This is a genomic window from Vibrio sp. TRT 17S01 (assembly GCF_050113695.1).
Classification (GTDB): Bacteria; Pseudomonadota; Gammaproteobacteria; order Enterobacterales; family Vibrionaceae; genus Vibrio.
In genome coordinates, this window is record NZ_JBNJOG010000010.1 from 1 (window position 1) to 17,140 (window position 17,140).

The 17,140-nt window shown below is 41.6% G+C and carries 16 protein-coding genes and 1 pseudogene; all 17 read right to left on the reverse strand.

Features of this window, described 5'->3' with window-relative positions; all coding sequences use genetic code 11:
* Positions 1 to 547: 547 nt before the first annotated feature.
* Positions 548 to 1,810, reverse strand: a complete 1,263-nt coding sequence (locus ACQEXS_RS15235; protein WP_427014404.1) for an HD-GYP domain-containing protein — start codon at positions 1,808 to 1,810, stop codon at positions 548 to 550.
* A gap of 130 nt (positions 1,811 to 1,940) precedes the next feature.
* Positions 1,941 to 2,342: a VOC family protein gene (locus tag ACQEXS_RS15240; protein WP_367988139.1), complete on the reverse strand. Its 402-nt coding sequence runs from the start codon at positions 2,340 to 2,342 to the stop codon at positions 1,941 to 1,943.
* 79 nt (positions 2,343 to 2,421) lie between these two features.
* The gene (locus tag ACQEXS_RS15245; protein WP_427014405.1) at positions 2,422 to 3,423 is read right to left on the reverse strand and encodes a LacI family DNA-binding transcriptional regulator; all 1,002 of its coding nucleotides are present in this window, start codon (positions 3,421 to 3,423) and stop codon (positions 2,422 to 2,424) included.
* 115 nt (positions 3,424 to 3,538) lie between these two features.
* Positions 3,539 to 4,267, reverse strand: coding sequence for a chitin disaccharide deacetylase (chbG, locus tag ACQEXS_RS15250; protein ID WP_427012165.1), 729 nt, complete (start codon positions 4,265 to 4,267; stop codon positions 3,539 to 3,541).
* A gap of 24 nt (positions 4,268 to 4,291) precedes the next feature.
* Positions 4,292 to 5,617 carry a 6-phospho-beta-glucosidase gene (locus tag ACQEXS_RS15255; protein ID WP_427014406.1) on the reverse strand — a complete coding sequence of 442 codons (1,326 nt, stop codon included), beginning with the start codon at positions 5,615 to 5,617 and terminating at the stop codon, positions 4,292 to 4,294.
* Between the two features lie 6 nt (positions 5,618 to 5,623).
* On the reverse strand, positions 5,624 to 5,932 hold the full coding sequence (locus ACQEXS_RS15260) for a PTS lactose/cellobiose transporter subunit IIA (protein WP_367988135.1): 309 nt from the start codon (positions 5,930 to 5,932) through the stop codon (positions 5,624 to 5,626).
* A 32-nt stretch (positions 5,933 to 5,964) separates the two neighbouring features.
* Complete coding sequence (locus ACQEXS_RS15265) at positions 5,965 to 7,287, reverse strand: PTS sugar transporter subunit IIC (protein WP_427014407.1); 1,323 nt, start codon at positions 7,285 to 7,287, stop codon at positions 5,965 to 5,967.
* Positions 7,288 to 7,376: 89 nt separating this feature from the next.
* Positions 7,377 to 7,679 (reverse strand): PTS sugar transporter subunit IIB, encoded by a 303-nt coding sequence (locus ACQEXS_RS15270; protein WP_427012161.1) that lies wholly within the window; start codon positions 7,677 to 7,679, stop codon positions 7,377 to 7,379.
* Positions 7,680 to 8,345: 666 nt separating this feature from the next.
* A pseudogene (locus ACQEXS_RS15275) lies at positions 8,346 to 8,616 on the reverse strand (PAAR domain-containing protein).
* Positions 8,617 to 8,925: 309 nt separating this feature from the next.
* Positions 8,926 to 10,044, reverse strand: coding sequence for a hypothetical protein (locus tag ACQEXS_RS15280; protein WP_427014408.1), 1,119 nt, complete (start codon positions 10,042 to 10,044; stop codon positions 8,926 to 8,928).
* A 107-nt stretch (positions 10,045 to 10,151) separates the two neighbouring features.
* Positions 10,152 to 10,451: a PAAR domain-containing protein gene (locus ACQEXS_RS15285; protein ID WP_427014409.1), complete on the reverse strand. Its 300-nt coding sequence runs from the start codon at positions 10,449 to 10,451 to the stop codon at positions 10,152 to 10,154.
* 8 nt (positions 10,452 to 10,459) lie between these two features.
* Positions 10,460 to 11,452, reverse strand: coding sequence for a glycosyl hydrolase family 26 (locus ACQEXS_RS15290; protein ID WP_427014410.1), 993 nt, complete (start codon positions 11,450 to 11,452; stop codon positions 10,460 to 10,462).
* A gap of 4 nt (positions 11,453 to 11,456) precedes the next feature.
* Positions 11,457 to 11,756, reverse strand: a complete 300-nt coding sequence (locus ACQEXS_RS15295) for a type VI secretion system PAAR protein (protein ID WP_427014411.1) — start codon at positions 11,754 to 11,756, stop codon at positions 11,457 to 11,459.
* A gap of 8 nt (positions 11,757 to 11,764) precedes the next feature.
* On the reverse strand, positions 11,765 to 12,763 hold the full coding sequence (locus ACQEXS_RS15300) for a glycosyl hydrolase family 26 (protein ID WP_427014412.1): 999 nt from the start codon (positions 12,761 to 12,763) through the stop codon (positions 11,765 to 11,767).
* Positions 12,764 to 12,769: 6 nt separating this feature from the next.
* Positions 12,770 to 14,386: a hypothetical protein gene (locus tag ACQEXS_RS15305; RefSeq protein ID WP_427014413.1), complete on the reverse strand. Its 1,617-nt coding sequence runs from the start codon at positions 14,384 to 14,386 to the stop codon at positions 12,770 to 12,772.
* Entirely contained in the window at positions 14,376 to 15,161 is a 786-nt protein-coding gene (locus tag ACQEXS_RS15310) for a DUF4123 domain-containing protein (RefSeq protein ID WP_427014414.1), read from the reverse strand. Before ACQEXS_RS15310 ends, ACQEXS_RS15305 begins: the two co-directional genes overlap by 11 nt.
* Positions 15,158 to 17,137: a type VI secretion system tip protein TssI/VgrG gene (gene tssI / locus ACQEXS_RS15315; RefSeq protein WP_427014498.1), complete on the reverse strand. Its 1,980-nt coding sequence runs from the start codon at positions 17,135 to 17,137 to the stop codon at positions 15,158 to 15,160. Before tssI ends, ACQEXS_RS15310 begins: the two co-directional genes overlap by 4 nt.
* Positions 17,138 to 17,140 lie beyond the last annotated feature (3 nt).

A 17,140-nucleotide genomic window follows, 5' to 3' on the forward strand; every position in this document is an offset into this window, starting at 1 on the left:
CAAACTCTTCAATTTAAGATTTTGTCGGCTCAATGAATACTGAACATTACATAAGTAATGTTTGAATTGACTGTGCTCTTATTGGTTTTCACTTTTGAAAAAGTAAAACAAAACAGTTCAAGACTGCTTCCCAATTCGAATGGTCACTTCGTTTCATTGAAACCTAATTTGATACCGAAGTATCTCATTGGATTATCATCAACGAGTGCCCACACAGATTGATAGGTTTATATTGTTAAAGAGCTTTGCTTTGCGAGAAGTTTTCTCTCAAAGCGGAGGTGAATTCTAACGAGATAATTTGAAGAGTCAAACACTTTTTCAAATTTCTTTTCTCAGAAGTTTTTCACCTCTACGACCTTGGCTGAAGCCTTGTGGCGTCTGCCGTGTCAGTGGAAGCGCATTATAGGGAGTTACTTTTTATTGGCAAGTAAAAAAGAGCAATTTATTTCAAAAAAATGGCCGTTCGAACACTATTCGAACAGCCATTATTTTACCCTCAATTTACACTCACTTTTTCCATACGTTACCCACACTTTTCTGTGGATAACTACTCATCATTATCAAAGAAATAGGAAATACGAGAACGAGGATTTAAATACTCACGCACTTTGTCTGGGAGTTTATGAGGTAATATAGCATTAACTATCTTTATTTCTTTTTCGGCTAAGTCGATGATTGGAGCCTGAGTTCGAGGCACCGATGGGTCATAAATCAATACATTAGGGTAGAGAATCGATTTAGAATTTACCGAGATAACTAAACCAACCATATCATTGGAAAGCTGAACAACGGTTCCCGGAGGGTATACCCCCATAAATTTGATCAGGATATTTAGGTTTTCATTGCTATAAAGGTGTTTGCAGTTCTTATATAGATAAGACAGCGCTACATACGGAATTTTTGCATCAGCCGGATTAGAGGGGTGGCAAAGATTGTCGTAAGCATTCGCAACAGAAACAATTTGAGTCAATGGATCAATTTGCTCTTCTTTAAGCCCTTCTGGATACCCAGAGCCATCATTTAGCTCATGATGTTGTGAGATCACTGTCTTTGCTATCTTTGGGAAGCTCTCTATATTATTAGCAATATCCAACCCATATTTGGTATGTAGCTTAAGATAGTTCTTTTCAGGTTCAGTTAGGGGGGTTTGCTTCCTTACTATCGCAGTAGGAACTTTTATTTTACCGATATCATGAAATAAAGAAGCAAACGCTACAGATTTGATCTCATCGGCAGGCAATTTCTTCGCTTGTGCAATCATCATTGCAATCACAGCGACGTTTAATGAATGAAAATAGATATCTTCGAACTCACTTTTGCCATTCATTAAGTGTAATGTCACATTATCATCACTAAGTAACTTATCGACGATACTATTAACCAGTTGTTGCGCTTCTCCAACAGCTTGCTCTGGACGGTTTCTAATTTTATTCATCACTGCGCGCATTTGTGCTAGCGAGCGTTCAAACTCTTTTTCACAGTTAAGGACTCTACGACGGTAAGCACTTAACTTTTCAATTCGTTGTTGTTTTTCTTTCCAGAGTTTTTGTGCCTCAGCATCAATCGCAGTAGTATTTTGAGTTTCATTTTCTGGAGAGTCTTTTACTTCAGAAGGTGGCAAAGGTTGAGTATCACTTTGAGCTGGGTTCATGTAGACGTGCTTAATCCCCAAATGACGGATCATTTGGATCTGCTCTTCGTTTTTTATCTTGAAGCTATTTAATAGAAAGGGGTGCTCATTCCATTTTACTGGCAGTCGAATATGCAACCCTGGCTGGATTCGGTCTACTGTGATCTTAATGCTCGCCACAATTTATCTTCAACTCTCAAAAGTACAAACAACTCATTATATTAAATGAAGGGGAATATAATTTCATCATACGAAAGAATTAGTAACACATTTTATAAAACAATAATCATAGTTAAAGATTTTCTATCTGTTACAACTCACAATGAAGCATCCAACGAATTCCAAACTTATCTTCTACCTTGCCAAAACGAGCCCCCCAAAATGTATCCGCTAGAGGCATCATGATATGCCCTTCTGTCGCAAGGCGGTCAAATAGGCGAGCCTGCTCATCGACGTTATTCATGACGATGGACAGCGCGATGTTATTCCCCGTTAATTCTTTTGCGACCATGCCATCTGACAACATCAGCTTTAAGCCAAATGCTTCGAACTCAGAATGCATGATCCAATCCGGAGAGGCACCTTCTATTTCTTGCGGTGCATCTTTGAAGTATTGCTTGGAAAGGACACATCCTCCAAAACAACTTTGGTAGAAATCTAACGCTTCTTCACAGCGACCTGCAAAGAACAGATAAGGGGTGACTTGATACATTGGCTATCTCCTCAATTGATAAATAAAAGATAGCCAAGAATACGAGAACTTACAGAAGAAATGATAAAAAATTAAGCACTTAAGAAGAAAGTACTCTATCTGCATTACGAGTAATCAATACACCTGAAAACTGCTGGGAAACCAATGATTCTTGCTCTTTAGATAGTGATTCCAATACTTGAACTGCCGCCTTAGCCATTTCACTGATGGGGAAATGAACAGCGGTTACTGAAGGATATAACCCCGCACATAGGTCCACACTATCAAAGCTCACCAAGGATATCTGCTCTGGTACGCGGATACCTTGTTCATGCAAGTATCGCATCGCTCCCATCGTCATTTCTTCACTGCAAGAAAAAACGGCGGTTATGTCTGGATGGCGCTCTAACAATCTGGCCATTGCTTCATAACCACTTTGCTTGCCGTAGTTTCCGGTTTCACACAAAGATTTCCCAAACAACAAGCCGTTAGCATGCATGCAATCTAAGTAACCTTGTCGACGCTGAAAACTGTTGTGCCGTTCAAGTGGGCCATGAATACAACCAATCACTTTGTGTTGTTTATCGATTAGGTGCTGTACAGCAACCTGACTCGCTTGATGATGGTCAAACGTGATGCAGCGCTCTTCAAGCCCCTCAATATGTCTGTCTAACAGAACAAAAGGAGTGGATTGCTTAGCCAAGTCACGTAAATCGTCATCACTTAAATACCGGCTGTGCAACACATAACCATCACAACGAAGATCATGGAAACGCTGAATGGCCGCTTGCTCTCCTTCTGCAGAATGGTGGCCTTGTGCGGTAATTAAAAACTTTTTATGAAGATCTAACTCTGCCTGAACTTGCTCCATCATCTCCCCAAAGAACCCCCCCGTATAATACGTGACTAGCAGGCCTACCATGTTTGTCGAGGAGGTCGCGAGAGAGCGGGCAATAGCGCTTGGGCGATAATTGAGCTCTGCCATCGCTTGTTCAACTTTGCGCTTGGTTTCTTCTCGAAATTTTCCTTCACCATTAATGATCCGCGATACCGTAGAACGGTTCACGCCCGCTAATGCCGCTACATCTTTAATTCTTGCCATAAGGCCACAAATTCCTCGGAGAGTTAACGATAACAAGAGATGAACACTGACAACGCAATAGGCGAAAGGGGGATTTCGATGCCAGTGTTCAAAATCATACACAGCCGATGGATGATTAAGAAGTTAGGCAGGAATAGTCCGTGACCGTGATACCATTCTTAATTAATCCTTCTTTTAACTCATCGCTAGTAAGAATATCTAACTCTAACGCTCGTTGATGGGTATAACTTGATTGTGCAGATAATGCTTCATCCACTTTTGATGGGTGACACATGATTTCAACAACATCATATGTGCTTTTAAACTGGCTAAGGTGTGAAAGCAACCCAGCCATAGAAAGGTTGCTATCGTAGAACCAGTCAGAAAAGTGATAACGCCATACTGAACTGTCCAGTCCAATACCTCGCAACGGTACTTGAAGTTGGTGGGCAATCTCGCGAATTACGGGCAACAACTGAGGGTGTGTATGCGCATGATGATGGCTATCAATATGGCTTAATTGAAAACCCAGTTTTTTGAATTGCGCAATTTGACTCGATACTTCCTGATAAACTTCCTCTAAATCGAAGTCTTGTTTTTGCCAAAATTCTGCCTGTCGTGGAAAAAAACCTTCTTTGCCAATAAGGCTTGATCCGTTTGTTAATGGAGAGCCAGATGTAAACCTTAAATGAATGCCAACCTTTAACTCAGGAAGCTGTGTTGCGATCTTAACCGCGTCTTGCTCTGCTCCCATTCCTACCATCATGGTGGTGGAATTCACCACACCATGAAGATGAGCTTGGGCAATGCCTTCATTGACTCCAGTTGTCAGGCCAAAATCATCGGCGTTAAATATCACTTTCATTACATCTGACTCCTTATCCTCAACTTACGATAACAACCGCGTGTCAAACTGGGGAAGGTAATCTGCGTTTTCGCGAAGAATATCGTTTAAAATAGACTTTGCCCGACCAATATCTGGTACTAACGGATTACTTGCCAGAGCCATAAGTGCTTGATCATAATCACCATGAACTGCCGCCTCGACGGCTAATTGTTCATAAGACTTCACTTGATGAAGCAACCCATTGATCTGAGGCGATAACGTGCCCACGGCTAATGGTTTTGCTCCCCAACTCCCCACAACAGCACTGCACTCAATCACCACATCATCTGGCAACGCTTTAATTGCACCATTGTTTGGCACATTAACCACATGAATTGAGTTTTTGTTGTTGTAAATAGCATCAACCAGATTTAAAGAGGCATCAGAATAATAAGCCCCTCCGCGCTCTTCTAACTGTTGAGGTTTCTCATCTAATTCCACATTTTTATAGAGTTCAAACAATGCTTTTTCAGTTTCCATGACTTGCTCAGCACGCGTTCCTTGTTCTAATGCTGAGGCTTTCTCTTCTTCTAACATGGCATCGGTTTGATAAAAGTATCGATGATAAGGGCATGGAATTGCGCCCAATGCATTTAGAAAATCGGGATCCCATGGTTCTTCAAAGATATTTTTCATGCTGAAATTGGCGCCATCCCCAACCTTTTCCAAGACTTGTGCTGTGATATTTTCCCCTCCCAGCCATGCCTTGGTCACCCATACTAGATGGTTTAGCCCAGCAAACTCTAGCTGCACTTCCTCCGGAGCACATTGCATCATTTCAGCTATCATCATTTGCATTGAGACAGGCACATTACACAAACCAATACTTTTCACTTTGGTGTATTTATTCACGGCTTCCGTCACCAGCCCTGCCGGGTTAGTAAAATTTAACATCCAAGCATTGGGGGCAAGCTCTTCGATATCACGACAAATCTCGAGAATAACTGGAATCGTTCGTAAAGCCTTCGCAAAACCTCCGGGGCCAGTCGTTTCCTGCCCAATCACATCATATTGAAGCGGTATACGCTCATCACTCGCTCGCGCAGCTAACCCTCCAACACGAAACTGAGTCATGACAAAGTCAGCCCCTTGAATTGCCTTTCTGCGATCAAAAGACGCTTTAATGATAATGTCAGCACCCACTTTCTCGACCATTCGCTTAGACAATGCTTCAATGATCGCAAGTTTCTCTGCTCCAGCTTCAATATCAACAAAGTGAATTTCTTTTACTGGTAAACGTTCAAGTCGTTTTAATACACCTTCAACCAACTCAGGTGTGTAACTGCTACCACCACCAATAACAGCTAATTTCAATGATTTACTGGTCATATAAGATCACTCCGCAAGTTGCTTGTGTAACGCTACCATCTCTGCTGCTAACTCATGTGCGAGAATAGTGGTCATCAAATGATCTTGAGCGTGGACCATCACCAATGTCATTGGGACCTTTCCTTCTCCCATATCTTGCTCAATTAATTGCGTCTGCACCAAATGTGCTTTATTTAAGCACTCTTTAGCTGACGCTAATTTTTCCTCTGCCTGAGCAAACTGTTTTGCACGCGACAAACGCAACGCTTCAAAGCATAAACTTCGGGCTTCACCAGCATTACAGATGATCTCCATCACCACGATTTCTTGTTCCATATTCACTCCCATAACGACAACTCAATATTCAACTACGCTTTTGCTAACTCTGGCTCTGTAGCTTTATCTTCTTTTTCAGGTTCTTGATCAGCCATGACCTCTTTTTCAAACATTTTAAAAAATGGCAGATATAAGAAGAGGTCAAGAATGATCAAGGCTACAACCAAGAAGACTGGTGCCAACGTCCACCCACTGCCCCACGACGCGCCAATAATGGCTGGTGTGGTCCATGGGGTTGTCGCGACGCCCATACCCACAAGCCCCATATGAACTGCGAAGTAAGCGATGGTCGCATTGATGATTGGTACACATAGGAATGGGATAAATAAAGTAGGGTTCAATACTAACGGCGTACCGAATATCACCGGTTCATTAATTTGGAAAAGACCGGGGACGATACTCATACGACCAATACTTTTTAAATGCACCGAGCGGCTAAATGCCATAAGAATTACCAGCGCAAATGTCGCCCCTGAACCACCAAGGAAAATATAGAAATCCCAAAATGGCTGAGTAAACACATTCGGAATAGGCTCACCTGCCACAAAAGCATCAATATTGGCACTTAAATTGGTGAGTAAGAATGGAGACATTAAACCAACAACAATAGCGGCACCATGAATGCCTGCGAACCACAACAATTGACACAGTACAAGTGCACCAATGATGGCCGCCAACGAGTTCGAAGCACTGACGAGAGGTTTAAATGCCTCTAAAATAAGTTCAGGGATCAGCATTCCAAATTGTGCCTGAACAAATACACTGAGTGGATAAAGTGTAAGAAAGACGGCCAATACTGGTAGTAACACTTCAAATGAACGCGCAATTGCTGGCGGAACCTGTTCTGGCATACGAATGGTAATGTTGTGTTTTTTCATAAACCGATACAGCTCAACGGCAAAGAATCCACAAATTACCCCAGTAAAAACACCGGTCCCCCCCAAATGTGCCGTTGGTAAGCCCCCTTCACTCACAGGGGATGCCACCAATAAGTAACTCATTAAAGCGAGGGCAGCGCTGGTAATCCCATCCATTTTGTAGGTTTTTGCTAAGCTATAAGCGACACCGAGTGAAACGAAAATAGTCATGATGCCCATCGACATGTTAAATGGCATCATAATGATATCGAAATGGGTAGAGGCAAAATCTAACCATGCCCGGCCAAAACTATTCTGTGTCTCATCTGAAAAAGGCGGAAAGGCAAAAATAAGAATAAAGCTACCAACAATAATAAATGGCATGGCAACGATAAAACCATCTCGCATCGCTCTTACATGTGGTTGGTTTCCAACTTTTGTTGCTAATGGCGCAATATATTTTTCAACAAAATTAATTATCGCATCATAAAGCTTCATGGATAATTCCTTATATTTAGATAAATAAAGTCCCATCCCCAATATTTAAATATTGGGGTTTATTAGCTATTAAATGAAAATGGAGTTTATTAAATTAAGTTCAGCGCTTGCTCTAGTACTTTATCGCCTTTCATCATTCCATAATCTTGAGGAGAGATGGCAGCAATATTCTTCCCATGTTCGTCAGCAGTCTTCTTCAACTCTTCCAATTGAAAGCGAACCTGAGGTCCCAGCAAACAAACATCATACTCGCTAATAGCTTCATTAAACTGACTCACAGACAATGCATCTATTTTGCATTCTATCCCTTGAATGCTCGCGGCCTGTTCCATTTTTTGCACTAGCATGCTCGTTGACATGCCTGCGCTACAACACAGTAAAATCTTTTTCATAGTCTACTCCAGTGATTAAATATCAACCTAACATCACTGTAGCAAATATAACCAACACACAAAAGCGCAACCGGTTGCTTTGTACGTGAACAAGTTCTCAATTTGATCAAAATGATCCTGAAAATTTTTCGTGATTTACGTTATTTAATTAGAAAGTACCAATCTCATTTTTATTGATCTAGATTGAAATGAAATTTAATTAAACCCAATAAATTAGAGAGTCTAATTGAATTAATTTAAGTCATAATTTAAAATGAAAAATTATTTTAAGAAGAAAGCAAAAAGGAAGTCGAACGCAAGTATATTGATTTATAAAAATGCTTTCCTCTTTATCCATTATCATATCGACAACAATGTGGAAACCACATCAGAGAATAAGTAAGTGCCAGATACAACAAAGCCTCGACTTTCGTCGAAGCTTTGTTGCTTAAATATAGTACTGGTGGGCGGACTTGAATAACCACACTTAACAATTGATATATAACAACATTAAACTCTCATCTTTAATCGTATGGTACTAAAATAAAAAATCATTAACACGATTATCTATAAATATTCGACAAACTCCAATTATTCACAGCTACCTTCATAATCAAATATTTCGATTAATCCCGCTTTATTTCGGATAATCTCAGTTCAATTAAAATTATTAACTTCTATCACACATTACCCAATTACGACATCTGGTGAGGCAGAAACAATACTGCCATCATAATCAATAGCATCTCCTATACGCGCCGCAGGTTTACCATCAATAAAAACACTAGACGAACCACCTACCACACTCCTTGGGTGATTCCCATGCGAGGTTTTATCACAAGGGCGGCCAAAGCCTCGCAACGTCATCTTGGCAAGTGGCCGGTTGGAAGTTAATCATGATATTTGGGCTACTCGCGGTGATGGGCGTCGGCGGAAAACAATCATACTTTGAACCGATATCACCAAGCCTTGCTGCTTTAGCTTTGTCTCGGCTAGATAAGGACTAAGCCATCTTCAGACATTCAAAGTCTCGTTTCTCCGTCAGCTGCATCAAATTGGTGTACGCTCGTTACAGCTTCTTCACTCCAGTTATCTTCAATAAAGTAACGTGAACCATTCTAGCACTCAACGATCATTAAATCGCAGCCCTTGGAATCTTCGTCACCATAATAGGATACATGCCAATGGGTTGTTGCCTTAAGAGTTGAATGGGATTAGCTTCACCTTTTTCCAATACTCCATTGGAATCTGGTCCATTCGATATGTCCTAGTCACTTAGTGAGTTAATTAAAGGATATGCTTTGACTAATTCATCTACATCGTCCGCTCCTGTTAATGCTAGGATATGCGTTCCATTAAGTTGATCATACTTGTGCGATACCCATAGGTACTCTGAATTTCTGAAGTTATAGAAAGCATACAAGCTATCTTTTACTCTAAGAAATTGCTCTTTTTGTACAGAAATATTAGTTTCCCACATTTTCCAATTAATATCACTTTCAGGAGCTTTAACTTCAAAAATCACTATTCCAACTCTATTGGCAACTCTTATTTCAAGTTTCCTTGTATTAAGGCTCTCATAATCAATACCATTAAGTTGGTAATTTGTTAGTAACAATATGTCAGCAAATTCACCAAACACTTTTTCAATTTCATCGATACTGAAATGATAATACCCCAGAGAAAGTTCTACATCCGACACTGTATCTGTCTCATGTGGAAGTGCGATAGAAGCACTACTCCAATCATTTTGCGTGATTTCTGTTTTATAGTTATCGTTTACAATCTCAGCTAAAGTCAGCCTTGGACCTTTCGCTTCTTCTATCTCCTGCAATTTACCGACTAGCTCGTTAGTTAATGTTGCATAATATTCCTTATTCTCCTTTCCAACTTTTTTCTGCCATCGAATCAGGTCAACCAAATCTTCATCCCTGTCATCTACTTTGCGCCACAAAGCACGATAAGGCTCTCGATAATACGCCCCTGTTCGCATATACACATTGTCCAATTGTAGCATTCCACTTCTTACCGGAGTGATTTTTGAACGATAGAATGAGCCTCCACTCAATACTTCATAGTAGTTACTCCGTTGAGCCAAGTTATATGCTTTAACTTCACCAAAAAAGAATGACTTCAACGTATTAGATTTCAAATCTAAATAAAAATAAGTTTGATTTAACCAGCGCTTCTCAGCATCAATAGACAATCTGTCAGCGGTTTCATCTGGTGAATTAAGAATCTGCTCTACAGAATCAAAAACATAGTAGCCTGACTGTAATTCTGATATTGAATCATTCCCAGCCCTACTATTCTTAATGAAGATAGATAAAGAAATAAAACAAGTTATTAATATCACTGTTATTTTTATTTTTTTAATCACTGGCATTAATTGCTATTCTCCGGATTAAGGTATCAACATTCGGAATGTATTAAACATTTCTAGGCTTTTTAAATACGTTTATGGGCCATACTGCTAAACATAGCTTGAATAGATTACCCAATCACAACATCAGGGGATGCTGAGGAGATAACGCCACCACAATCTATCGCATCCCCTAGACGTGCCGCAGGTTTGCCATCAATAAATACACCAGATAAGCCTCCAGCCACACTCCTTGGGTGACTCCCATGCGGCGTTTTATCGCAAGGGCAACCATGACCTTGTAATGGGTCACCTTGCCAAACTGCAGGCAAATCATTAATCATCACATCTGGGCTTCCTGCCGTGATCTGTGTCGACGGAAAACAATCATGCGCTGAGCCAATATCACCTAACCTTGCTGCTTCAGGCATACAACCTCCTATCGGGATACGACGACTCGACCATCTATCATGGAAAACAATGGAGTTGGAGAATATACTAAATCTTCTTTATCAGACCCGATTCTTAGCGGTGAATGGCCGCGTACATCTTCCAACTTCACCAATCGCCCTCCCATATAAGACTTCAGCTTATACTCACTCCAATCTCTGCGAGGTTCTGCTTGCGCATCTGCCCATTTATCAAATTTTTCTTCAAAAGCAACCGCATTATAGAACTCTTCAGGATCTACAAAGTAGGCTTCTGCCTTTGCTTTCTCTCGCATTGATAGGGACCATGCCATTTTCAGGCCTTCAAAGTCCTGTATCTTCATTAACTCAATTAAGTTGGTATAAGCACGGTATAGGGCTTTCATCTGCTCTGGATTATCCTCACGGATAGGGGTTGCATCCACCCAGCGCCAACGAGGAATGGTTTTAATAATAACTGGGCGAGAAAAAATCGTTGCTTTTCCAACTAAAGCACCATTTGTATTGAGTAGTGGGGTTTGGTGCGTATCTGAATAAATAATTGATGTTTTAGTCGTTGGAACCCCATCCTCAACAGTTACTGATAGACTGGAAATTTCTATCTTCTTACCGTCAGGGAAAGCACCGAAAAGAAAGGCAGAACACGAGTCATCTTTATTGTAATTATCATTCCCTTCATAAATTCCAACTGGTGCAACCCATAACTCAAGAGTATTATCTCCAGGTTGTAAAAAAGCTGTTGAGTTATAACCAAGAGCCATCGTTCCACTACTGGTACTTAAGTTGTCATATTGCTCTATACCGTTAAACACACTACTGCAGTACATAGTTTGTGAATTTAGGTTTGTTGTATAAACCACTCCAGGCTTCACACCGTCGTTATCAATCTCAATATCGACAGTGGATACTTGCTCTCGAATACTCATTCTTTCACCCTCTCCGGAACAAGCTGACAATGCTACTGCTACGATAAGTGAGAATATACGCACAAGGCCTAGCTTCATCGTGTTACCCAATTACGACATCTGGTGAGGCGGAAGCAATACTTCCGCCGCAGTCAATGGCATCACCTAACCGTGCCGCAGGTTTACCATTAATAAAAACCCCTGAAGAGCCTCCCGAGACACTTCTCGGGTGATAACCGTGAGGTGTTTTATCACAAGGACAACCATGACCTTGTAATGGGTCACCTTGCCGAACTGCGGGCAAATGATTAATCATCACATCTGAGCTTCCTGCCGTGATCGGTGTCGACGGAAAACAGTCATGCGCTGAGCCAATATCACCTAACCTTGCTGCTTCGGGCATACTACCTCCTATCGGGATACGACGACTCGACCATCTATCATGGAAAATAATGGAGTTGGAGAGTAAACAAGATCATTCTTTGTTGAACCAATTCTCAGCGGGGAGTGAAAACGCATATCTTCCAACTTAACAAGACGACCACCTAAATATGATCTTAACTTATACTCACTCCAGTCTCTTCGAGGTCTAACTGCTGCATCATCCCAATCATTGAAACCACCTTCAAAGTCGACAGCATAATAAAAATCTTCAGGTTCAACAAAGTAAGCTTCTGCTTTTGCTTTCTCACGCATAGATAGTGACCATGCCATTTTTAAGCCTTCAAAGTCCTGTTTCTTCATTAACTCAATTAAGTTGGTATAAGCACGGTATAGGGCTTTCATCTGCTCTGGATTATCCTCACGGATAGGGGTTGCATCTACCCAACGCCAACGAGGAATAGTTTTGATATAGATTGTTCGTGAAAAGTCAGTCAGCTTCCCATCTAAGACTCCATCAGTAGCATTCAACGGAGTTTTGTTATTATCCGGATAAATAGTTGATGCTTTGGTTGTAGGCTTTCCATCTTCTATCGTGACAGATAGACTAGACATTTCGACCTTTTTCCCATCAGGGAATGCGCCAAACAGGAGAACAGAACACTTGTTATCTGTTTGATATTCAAGGTTACCTTCATGCACTCCTAAAGGAAGAGTCCAAAGTTCTAAAGTATTTTCACCTGGTTGTAAAAATGCAGTTGGATTGTAACCAAGTGACATTGTTCCACTGCTGATTTTTAAGTTATTAAATTGCTCTATGCCGTTGAAAGAACTGCCACAATACACAGCTTGAGAGTTAACATTTGTGGTGTAAATTACCTCAGGTTTGACACCTTCATTGTCAATCTCAATATCGACGGTGGATACCTGCTCTCGAATACTCATTGTTTCACTATCCTCACTGCATGCTGTTACCATCGTGATACACAAGGCTAACAAACTCATTTTTACTATCTTGCTTTTAATCATCTACATTTACCCAATCAATACGGAACGGTAGTTGGATTTCTGTTCACTTAACGGTTGGACCCAAATCCACTCATGAGTTTTAGTGTCAGCTTTACTTACTGTACTTTGTACTTGAGCTCCACCACGATAACCACCCGCATTAGTGGTATTCGAACTCGATTCAGTTTCTCTGTTAGACCCTATATCTAAGGACGTTTCGATTGTTACCTTAGCTTTAATCCCTTCATGGAAAAACACCAACTCAACTTTAGGCTCTTCATTTAAAGTGCTTCTAAGGGCACACTTACCTTCAGCCACTACCTCAGCCACCATTTTAAACGCTCCCTCTACAATCCATATTTTCGCTCCACCACTAACGTTCACTAGTGAGCTCAATGCAACCGTCGTCACACAGTCAAAACCATATTGAGGTGATTGTTTAGGTTTCTGGGTAATTTTGCCTTCCGTCGATAATGAACCAGATAGCGTAATATCAAATTCCGCTCCAGCATAGGCTCCTTGATGCCCCTCTTTAACCAGTTGCTCCAGCTCTGCGGCTTTCTGTCTAATTGCTGCTACTGGTTTTTCCATCTTAAAATAGGCTGCTGCTGCTAATAACATGTCCAGCTTTAATGAGAAACCAAAAAGTGGTGCAAACCCAACACTTACCTCAGAATCCGTTCCCATTACATTATCAACCATCGTCAGGGTTTGGTTCCCTTTGATACTGATTTGGGGGGCTTTAAATTCAAAGTTAATCAGTTTAACTTTCTCTTGCCCCGCACTTTCGTATGTTCCTTTTTTAATTTGCTCAATAATGGACACTATTGCATCAACAGTTTTTAACTGCTGGCGAATGTTCTCAAATTCATCGTTTAGATTAACGGTATTAGTTTGCCCCGGCATATTCGAACGTGTAGTAGTGAGACCTGAGCCATAAACTGTTTTCTCACTGCCTTGATTAATGGTCAGCTTTCCTTCCAAAGTGACACTTTTCTTGATCTCTTCTGACGGAATACTTAATCCATTAAGGCGGTTAGCACTTTCTAAATTCTGATAAGCTGCATAGCGGTCTTCATCAGAAACGGCCTTTTTCACCGTTTTCCCAGAAAGCGTTAACTCAGATTCGATCTTCACCTTTGGGTAGACATAAATAAAGCTATCCACTGGGACTTGCCCAAGGATATAAGACAGAGGTGGTGACAACCATAAGGTTTGTTCTACTTGTGGTTTTCCAACACATTGAGTTAAACATACTTGATAACGCGTATAAGGAACGGTGGTTGTTTTCTTCTCGGCCAATAAATGTTGTAGCGCACTGAGCAACCCCATTTTTTGGCTTGGTTCTGCTTTATACGTTAACACATGCTGCTGACAGGCTGTCGCAGACAGAGTTTCAGAAAACTGTTGATTATCAGTAATATATCCTGATGGGCACGTTGAAAGCCCACTACTACAATTGCCTTCAACGGAAACAGAAATCTTAGTCCCTTTTCCTTCATCGAGTAATGTTAGTTTCTGTTGGCTAAACTTACCATTCTGATATTGGATAACACCACCGTCACTGTCAATCTGATAGCCAATCAGACAGGGAGCTTGCTGATTACAATGACATACTTCACCGGGTAAATGTTTACAAGACATGTGCACTCCTTACTTCATGCAGCAGGCTGTTGACTCGATAATCCGTTGGAAACTCTTTGTGAGATAAAAACCGTTGCCATTGTTCAGGAAACTGCGCCCAATCTGTGATTTTCTGCTCTAAACATAGTTCAGCAATGCGCTTGATAGGCCCCGGTTGAGCAATTCCCCAGTCAACAAGCTGATTGACTAATTGTTCACTGAATACCTCTGAATCGTGCTTTAATAACTGAGCGACTTCTGTTATCAAATTATGACGGCATTGCTCAAGTACTTGTTGATACTGCCTTTGCGATAATGGAAACGGTTGGTAAGTCACATACCCAAATGGTCGATATAATGCCAACTGTTCAAAGTCAGACTGCGTTTGATGAGGAAAGATGGTTTTAAGTGCTTGCATTGGACCTAAAAAATGGTTGAGCCTTAACGGCTCAAAGGCATTGAGCAATGACCATAGAATTCTCGGGTCGTAAAAACGCAAAAAAAGGCGCTGTTTTGTCTCCTCGATTTCAACATCCATCAGTGTACGTAAGTGCCCACGCAGCACTTTTGGTGCTTCATTTGATTCGAAAAGAAATCCCCAAGGCGTTGACTTGGGTATAAGCCATTCATTAAATGCTTCATTGACCTTAACGAGGTAGGGAGCAACCTTAGTAAACTCTTCATCAACAGGCTCTGGAAACAGGCACCAAAACTCGCAGTCATAGCGCTTGCAGGCATCAATGACACTTGGTTCGATTGCACGATCAATTACCGCATAGACTTGGGCATTTTTCATGAGCTCGCTCCGGGACAATTCGCCACAAAAGCACTGCCTTCTTCTGCTGCTGTTTCTAACACATCTGGATTAGTCGGGAGTGCCAGCGAACCGGGAGATCCACCAGACTTAATTAGGATTTTTGCACCATCAATAGCAACGCCACTACTGTCTATAACGACAAAGCTCCCACCGACTTGGAGTGTAATTTTATTACCACTCTTCAGTGTGATATCACCATCAGCGTTGATACCCACAGCCCCGGCTACTTTTTTAGCCCAGTCGCCAAGTATCGATTGGTGTTCATCCCCTTCAATCTTACTGAGATAGTCACCTACAGTCGTCTGTTGCTGTTTACCTTCAACCTTTAGAGAACGATCTTGAGCAACAGTACGCTGTTCATTGTTTCCGATGCTGACAACATGATCGTAATTGATGCGTGTATCGGACGAGTTTTCAACTTCAACTTGCATATTCTTCTGGGCATGGAGGTAGATAAGCTCTTGATCGGCTTGGTCTTCAAAACTCAGCTCATTGAAACCCTCACCTTGGTGAGTCTGGCTTCTTAACACCGTTCTTGTCTTATGCTCGGGAAGTGAATAAGGTGGTGTATTTGTCGCATGGTAGGTCCGTCCGGTAATAATGGGTTGATCAGGATCGCCATTTAGAAACGAGACGATAACTTCATGACCGATCCGAGGGACCGCCATGATGCCATACTGACTCCCTGCCCAACCTTGAGAAACTCTAACCCAGCATGAACTATGTTCATCACTTTTGGAATCACGATCCCAATGAAAATGAACCTTAACCCTGCCATGTTGATCGCAGAATATCTCTTCACCATCCGGGCCAACAACGGTGGCTATCATCGGACCATCAACCAATGGCTTGGGTTCTGGGTCGGATTGCCAGTTAACGTCATCTGGGATCACCATAAACTGGTTGGAGTAAGTCGTCGCACCATAGCTGCCTTCTTCTTCTAGAGCTTGAGGTTGGTCACCTTGATGGTTCACCTTGACCAGTACCCAGTCGCGGTTAAGCTCCGTATTCAAATGCTCCTGCATCTTGAACTTATAACCCGCTCTCAAAAGAGGCTGATTACTCTTACCTTTAGCTGTGTGAGCTTCACGTCTAAAATAATTCAGCCTAGTACGACAAAATGCTACGCCATTGCCATCATCCTTAAAACGTCCGGGCGCATCAAAATGAGAATAAGTTGGCCGTTGGTAAGCCATCTCTGTTCCTTGGGCTATCTGACTAAATGAATAAGCGGGCTTTTTAAAGCTGTAATCTTTTAGTTCGACATTGCTAACCTGTGATTGGGTTTGATAAGTAAAACCATCAATATAAGGCGCATCAGAAACACCACCAGCCAATGCGTTATAAGGCACAGGCACTGAAAGTGGGGGAAGCGTTTCACTTGAATCACTAAAAATAAGGGTATGTTTTCCAGCCTCATGCGTGAAGTGGTAAATAATCCCTTCCTCTGCAGCTAGACGGTGCAGGAAGTCAAGGTCACTTTCCCGATACTGAACACAAAACTCTCGCTGTGCACAATCCCGCTTAAGAGAGAAGGCATAATCCAAAACTCCCATTTCTTCTAATAGAATAGAGATGATATCAGGCGCAGATTGATACTGAAATATCCGGCTGTTATGGCGAAGTGATAGACGTTCCAGTGATGGAACTAAGATGAGTGAATAAAACGTGTGGTGATGGCCGATATCACCTTGTGCAAAGGCTCGAACAATACCATGTACCCGCTGAACAAGCTTTTGATCACGATACACCCTTAGTTCTGCGCTCTTATCCACCACCTGCTCTGCCGCCAAATGCGACAAACGGCTAGCTAAATCAATATGATAACGAAAACCATTGCAAGGAGCTTGCTTGAATGTGGTCACTGAGAGAGACTCTTGACCTTCAAACTTCGTCACAACCAATGCATCATCACTTAGCCCATCTACGTGAATGGTGTACGCTAGTGTTGTCATCAT